The organism is Bradyrhizobium hipponense (genome assembly GCF_008123965.1).
GTDB lineage: Bacteria > Pseudomonadota > Alphaproteobacteria > Rhizobiales > Xanthobacteraceae > Bradyrhizobium > Bradyrhizobium hipponense.
Map to the genome: position 1 here is coordinate 1 of NZ_VSTH01000191.1, position 6225 is coordinate 6225.

General features: G+C 63.3%; 6 protein-coding genes. All 6 read right to left on the minus strand.

The features are described from left to right. Positions 1–212: 212 nt before the first annotated feature. The 6 genes from FXV83_RS38940 to FXV83_RS38975 all read right to left on the minus strand — a co-directional run bounded on the left by FXV83_RS38940 (position 213) and on the right by FXV83_RS38975 (position 5814). Positions 213–1250, minus strand: coding sequence for an amino acid ABC transporter substrate-binding protein (locus tag FXV83_RS38940; RefSeq protein WP_148745336.1), 1038 nt, complete (start codon positions 1248–1250; stop codon positions 213–215). Between the two features lie 111 nt (positions 1251–1361). Further along, the gene (locus FXV83_RS38945) at positions 1362–1955 is read right to left on the minus strand and encodes a L,D-transpeptidase (RefSeq protein WP_148745326.1); all 594 of its coding nucleotides are present in this window, start codon (positions 1953–1955) and stop codon (positions 1362–1364) included. A 391-nt stretch (positions 1956–2346) separates the two neighbouring features. Further along, complete coding sequence (locus FXV83_RS38955; protein WP_148745328.1) at positions 2347–3321, minus strand: hypothetical protein; 975 nt, start codon at positions 3319–3321, stop codon at positions 2347–2349. Between the two features lie 85 nt (positions 3322–3406). Then, on the minus strand, positions 3407–3970 hold the full coding sequence (locus FXV83_RS38960) for a thioredoxin family protein (RefSeq protein ID WP_148745330.1): 564 nt from the start codon (positions 3968–3970) through the stop codon (positions 3407–3409). A gap of 28 nt (positions 3971–3998) precedes the next feature. Next, positions 3999–4697, minus strand: a complete 699-nt coding sequence (locus FXV83_RS38965) for a cytochrome c biogenesis CcdA family protein (protein WP_148745332.1) — start codon at positions 4695–4697, stop codon at positions 3999–4001. A 505-nt stretch (positions 4698–5202) separates the two neighbouring features. Then, positions 5203–5814: a sigma-70 family RNA polymerase sigma factor gene (locus FXV83_RS38975; protein ID WP_148745334.1), complete on the minus strand. Its 612-nt coding sequence runs from the start codon at positions 5812–5814 to the stop codon at positions 5203–5205. Positions 5815–6225: the final 411 nt, after the last annotated feature.

Here is a 6225-nt window from a genome sequence, read left to right on the forward strand (position 1 = left end):
GGATGGAGCGAAAGCGAAATCCGGGTTCTATCCGCACGGTGAGACGGCCCCGGATTGCGCTGCGCTCCATCCGGGCTACAGCCTGAGAGGATGAAAGCACGCGCCCCAAGCACGTCATTGCGAGAAGCACTTGCGACGAAGCAATCCAGTCTGTGTCCGCGGAAAGAATCTGGATTGCTTCGCTTCGCTCGCAATGACGGCGGAGAGACCTCCTACCTTACCGGCGGCGCATATTGCACGCCGCCCGCGTTCCAGAGCTGATTCATGCCGCGCGGGATCTTCAGCTTGGACTTCTCGCCGATATTGCGCTCGTACATCTCGCCGTAATTGCCGACGTGGCGGATAATGCGGACGACCCAGTCCTTGGTGAGGCCGAGCTGCTCGCCGTAATTTCCTTCTGTGCCGACCAGCCGCATCACCTCGGGCTTCTTCGACTTCAAGGCCTCGTCGATATTCTCCGAGGTGACGCCGAGCTCTTCCGCGTTGATCATCGCGTAGAGCGTCCACTTCACGATCATCATCCAGTCGTCGTCGCGCTGGCGCACGACGGGGGCCAGCGGCTCCTTGGAGATCATGTCCGGCAGAATCATGTGATCGCCGGCCTTCGACAGGTTCAGCCGCAGCGCATAGAGCTGGGAGACGTCGGCGGTCAGCGTGTCGCACTTGCCGGTGTCGTAGGCCTTGACGACGTCGTCGAGCTTGTCGAACTTCACCTCGTCATACTTCATGTTGTTGGCACGGAAGTAGTCGGCGACGTTGAGCGCCGTGGTGGTCCCGGACTGCACGCAGACCTTGCTGCCCGTCAGGTCCAGCGCGGTATCCTTGTTGCGCGCGCGCGGCAGCATGAAACCTGCGCCGTCGTAATAGGCCACCGCCGGGAAGTAGAGGTCGTAGTCGAGCTCGCGCGCCATGCTCCAGGTCGAGTTGCGCGAGAGGATGTCCACCTTGCGGCTCTGCAATTCCTTGAAGCGCTCGCTGGCGTCGAGCGGAACGAACCTGGCCTTGGCCGGATCGTTGAAGATCGCCGCCGCCACCGCGCGGCAGAAATCGACGTCGAATCCGGTCCAGTTGCCCTTGTCGTCCGGAATCGAGAAGCCCGGCAGGCCCTTGTTGACGCCGCACAACACCTCGCCGCGGCGAACGGTGCGCTTCAAGGTGCGGGTGTCGTAGAACTCATAGATCACCGCCAGGGCGCCGACCAGCACGGCAACCGCGAGCCCGATCAGCAGGCCGCCTCGAAATGTGCGCATCATGTCTCTCTCGCGAAAATATCGGGAAAAGGAATCTGGATGAAGGCGGAGAGCATGATCCGGAAAAGTGCGAAGCGGCTTCCCGAAAAGATCATGCTCAAACTATAACCCTCAGAGCTCGGGCTTCTGCCGCACCACGACCTTGGTGCCGACGGGAACGCGATCGTAGAGGTCGGCGACGTCGTGGTTGACCAACCGGAAGCAGCCCGAGGAGACCTTGGTGCCGATCGTGTCGGGACGGTTGGTGCCGTGGATGCGATAGACGGTGGTGCCGAGATACATGGCGCGGGCGCCGAGCGGATTGCCGGGGCCGCCGGCCATAAAGCGCGGCAGATAGGGCTGGCGCTGGATCATCTCCGGCGGCGGCGTCCAGTCAGGCCATTCCTTCTTGTTGGCGATGTTCAGCAGGCCCTGCCACTGAAAGCCGTCACGTCCGACGCCGATGCCATAGCGGATCGCGCGCCCGCCCGGCTGCACCAGATAGAGGTGGCGCTCGGAGGTCGAGATGATGATGGTGCCCGGTGCTTCAGTCGTGCGGAAGTAAACCACCTGCTTCTGCCATTCCGGATCGAGCTCATAGCTGTCGTCGGCGACCAGGCCCGGCTCGTCGCCGCGGTCCGGCTGCTGGGCGGAGACTTGCGGCGCGGACAGGATCAGCCCCATCGCAGCAACCAACGCCCCGGTCAGGCGACGAAAATCCGTCATTTCAAGCTCTCCCCGCTGCCACAGCGCAAATCATTCGGAACCATCTGAACTCAGGGGCACCTTCGTGGCAAGTTGATGGCGCGCCCAGCTGGTATGTCACGAGAATGCTTTGGTTTTTTGACGAGGCTCGGCAATGCCACAAACAGGGGATGGCGCGAAAAGCATAGATTGCCACCGAGGCGGCGGTGCGCTCCCTCTCCCGCTTGCGGGAGAGGGCTGGGGAGAGGGTGTCACCGCAACGGGGCACTCTCCAAGACGAGAGAGCCCTCACCCGGCGCGCGCGGGACGATGCTACGCATCGCCCGGGACGCGCCGACCTCTCCCGCAAGCGGGAGAGGCTCAGACCGAACTCGCGGTGCGATCAACTTCAACAATTGGCACTGGATGCCAGCTAGATCCGGCTATTCTCCGGCGCGATCCCGAGCCGCCGGACGATTTCAGCGGCCACGGCGCGCGCCTCAAGCCGCGAGCCGATGCGGGGGCTGCGAAACCTCCCTCCGGACTGCAATCTGATCACGACGATGCAGTGCTCGTCCTCGGACCGGCCCCGGCGCTCCACCGTGATCGCCTTCACATCGTGGCCCTCGATATGGTCGGCGCGCAAGCTACCGTCACCCCATAAGCGTTCGACGCGGATGTCCGCCTCACGGATGATCCAGAACGCGCCGGTCACGAGGTTGGCGTATCGGTAGACGGAGAACGCGGCGATCACGCCGATCGGCAGCAGCAGGATATCGACATGGCTCGGCGACAACCCGCGCCAGAGCTTGTAGGCGTAGGGAACGGCAGACAGTGCGACGGCGATCAGTGCAACGATTCGGATGTCCCTTGCGGAAAACGGCTCGAGGGGTTCGCCGAGCTGCATCTCGGGATTGCTGGCGTCGAGCGGATTGCTTGGCGCCTCGACGTCGGGAACGTCGAACTGTGCGGCGATCCGGGCCACGGTGTCACGAACATGCGTGACATCGGAGATCGGTGGTGACGTCAGGCGTTCACCGGAGGCAAGCGTGAAGGCCAGTTGGAAACGGGCTTTGGCCGCCTTGCTGCCGGCAACCTGGAGCCCCCTGATGTCGTCTTTTCCGACGACCCTGGTGCGGAGCCTGCCGAAAGGCCGTTGCTGCCCGATCAGGATCTCATCCGGCGTGATGATCCACACTACCGCCGGTGCAAGCATGACGCCGCCGACGAACGCTGCTCCCACCAGGAGCGCGCATACGGAGACGATCACTTCCAGCGCATCGTGCGTGAACAGGCCCGGCGTGAAACAGAGCGCAACGGCAGCCGCAGAGCCGGCTATGACCAGCCGCTGCGCGATCGAGGAGCCTTCACGAAGGCGGATGTCGTTGCTGGGGATCGGGTCGTCCATGTCGGGCGGCTGAATTCCGTCGGTTGCGAAACTCCACGGACGGGTCCGTGGAGTCAAGCAACAACGTGAGCCAGCGCAGGCGACATCAGCTGTTGGCGTTCAGCAGCCGCGCCACGGTGCGGTCGATCTGGTCGTAGCTGCCTTCGCCCTCGTGCTGGAACACGATCTTGCCGTTCTGGTCGATGATGTATTGCGCCGGCCAGTAGCGGTTACGATAGGCGTTCCAGGTCTTCGAATCATTGTCCTGCGCCACCGGATAGCTGATGCCGTGGCGCTTCAGCGCGGCCTGCACATTGGAAGCGGAGCGCTCGAACGGGAATTCCGGCGTGTGCACGCCGACCACGACGAGGCCGCGGTCTTTGTACTTGGCGTAGAGCTCGGTGACATGCGGCAGCGTGTTGACGCAGTTGACGCAGCCATAGGTCCAGAAGTCCACCAGCACGACCTTGCCACGGAGATCGGCGATGTTGAGCGGTTTCGAGTTGAACCAGTTGCTGATGCCGGCGAAGTCGGGCGCAGTCTCCTGTGCGGCGGCGGCGGTCACCATTGGTGCCGCGCGCGCAGCCTCGTCGCAGATGCCGGGAATGACGGCGCCGGTGACGGCGATGCCGATCAGCGCGGCGGATACCGCGAGCAGTTTGAGAGTCATGGAAGCTTCCTCCGTTACGATGGGATGATCACAGGCCGATCTGGCCGGTGGGATAGAATCCGGTGACCCACGCCACGATCAGCGTGTCGTATTGAAAGTAGGCGGCGAGGGCGAAGGCGATCACGACGACGCCAAAGCCCTGCTGCAGGCGCGGCGAGATCCGCGCCAGGCTGCGCACGCGCGTGGTCGCGGCCTGCCCGCCATAGGCGATCGCCAGCATCGGAATCGCCGCGCCGATGGCGTAGGCGAGCAACAGCGTGCCGGCCCAGGCGAGGTTTTTCGAGGCCGCCACCAACGTCAGGATCGAGCCGAGCACCGGGCCGGCGCAGGGCGTCCACACCAGGCCGAGCGTGGTGCCGAGCACGAGGCCGCCAAACGCGCCATCGCGCTGCGTGGTGCCGGCGTTGCCGAGATCGAGCCAGCCATTGAGCCGAACCGACAGCCATTCGAACGGCGCCGGCCACAGCATCAACAGGCCGAAGCCGAGCAGCAAGATCGCCGCTGCCTCGCGCAGCACGTTCGGATCGAAGTCGAACAGCCGCGTGATTGCGCCGAGCAGCAACGCGGTCGCCGAGAACGAAAGGACGAAGCCTAGCGCGATCATCGCGGGCCGCAGGCGGCCGGCGTGGCCGATCGAGGCCCCGAGCAGGATCGGCAGCATCGGCAGCGTGCAGGGCGCAGCGATGGTAAGGACGCCGGCAAGGACAGCAAAGATCAGGTCGAGCATCGCGCCACTCGCGAATGGGGTCACGAGGGCTGTTCGGGATGGATGCGTCAGTTGTTACGCAGCGTCACACGTTCGTGACGGGACAATGTTGGCGTACGCGATGGTGCGCCCCCTCTCCCGCTTGCGGGAGAGGGCTGGGGTGAGGGTGTCTCCGCAATGGGACACCCCCAAGAGGAAAAAGCCCTCACCCGCCGCGCGCGGGACGATGCTTCGCATCGCCCGAGGCGCGTCGGCCTCTCCCGCAAGCGGGAGAGGCGGGAACTCGCGGCGAGAGCCTGCCGCCACGTAGACACATGCCCAAACACAAAACGACCCGGAGGGGGGGCATCCCGTCCGGGTCGCTGGAGGTCTTGGGAGGTTTAAGCAAAACCGTATATGAGCTTTATAGGGAGGAAGTTTTTCCGCCTGATGTTGTGCTTCGTTTCAATTGTTTCGTCGGCGGTAACACTTCCGTGTCCGGGACAGGCTTGCAGGCGCAGGCCCATCCCTTTGAAATCCTTGAGTTTCAGGCAGCAAAGCGCTCGACGCCACAGCCCTTAAGCAACTCGGCCAGTTGTTTGCGCGCGTAGAACATCCGGGTCTTCACCGTGCTCTGCGGAATGCCGATGATCTGCCCGACCTCTTCCACCGACTTCTCGTGGTAGTAGACGAGGGTGATGATCTCGCGGTGCGCGGGCGACAGTTTCGCCACGCAGGCGCGCAGGATCGCGCTGGTGTCGCTGCGGTCGAGCGAGGTCTCCGGCGTATCGCAGCTATCGGGGATCTGCCGCACGTCTTCCTGGTCGATGTCCTCGAAGCGGCGCTGGCGCATCGCGGTCAGCGCCTTGAAGCGGGCGATCGACAGCAGCCAGGTCGAAACCTGCGAGCGGCCCTGGAATTGGCCGGCGGTCCGCCAGACGTCGAGGAATACCTGGCTGACCAGATCTTCCGCCGTGGTGGCGTCGCGCACGATGCGCAGGATGAAGCGGTAGACCCGCACATTGTGCCGGCAATAAAGGATGTGCATCGACGTCCGGTTGCCGTCGGCAATGCTTTCGAGAAGCATGTCGTCCGAGGTCGCCTGAGCGGCAATGATGCTCTGGCTGGCTTGGGCGTTGATGGCGATGACGTTCTGCATTGACTGGCTCCCCGTAGCGCCGCAACCGAGCGGCGTTTCCTTCGACCAAAGTGTTAATGAGCCAACGTTTCGGGACGTCTGCACCAAAAGCGGAAAATGGTTTCGTGCGCCGCCAAATTGTTTCGTCGGAAAGGCCGCCACGAAACATTCGAGGCAAAAAATCGTGGAATTTCAATGGATGGAAAATGCGGGGTGGGGGATTTAGAAGCGTGCGCAGTATCCGGGAACGTATTTCGGGCTTTTGCGTTCGCTGTCGCCTCAAATCACTCGTCGTCCCGGCGAAGGCCTGGCGAAGGCCGGGACCCATAACCACAGGGATTTGTTTGGCGAAGACTGGCAGTGAAGAGTCTTCCCACGGTACTAGCACCAGCAACTCACCGATAGATCACGCGGTATGGGTCCCGGCCTTCG

Coding starts and splice junctions, on each gene's coding strand:
- FXV83_RS38960 (WP_148745330.1), bottom strand. CDS start 3,970: ATGACTCTCAAACTGCTCGCGGTATCCGCCGCGCTGATCGGCATCGCC.
- FXV83_RS38955 (WP_148745328.1), bottom strand. CDS start 3,321: ATGGACGACCCGATCCCCAGCAACGACATCCGCCTTCGTGAAGGCTCC.
- FXV83_RS38975 (WP_148745334.1), bottom strand. CDS start 5,814: ATGCAGAACGTCATCGCCATCAACGCCCAAGCCAGCCAGAGCATCATT.
- FXV83_RS38945 (WP_148745326.1), bottom strand. CDS start 1,955: ATGACGGATTTTCGTCGCCTGACCGGGGCGTTGGTTGCTGCGATGGGG.
- FXV83_RS38940 (WP_148745336.1), bottom strand. CDS start 1,250: ATGCGCACATTTCGAGGCGGCCTGCTGATCGGGCTCGCGGTTGCCGTG.
- FXV83_RS38965 (WP_148745332.1), bottom strand. CDS start 4,697: ATGCTCGACCTGATCTTTGCTGTCCTTGCCGGCGTCCTTACCATCGCT.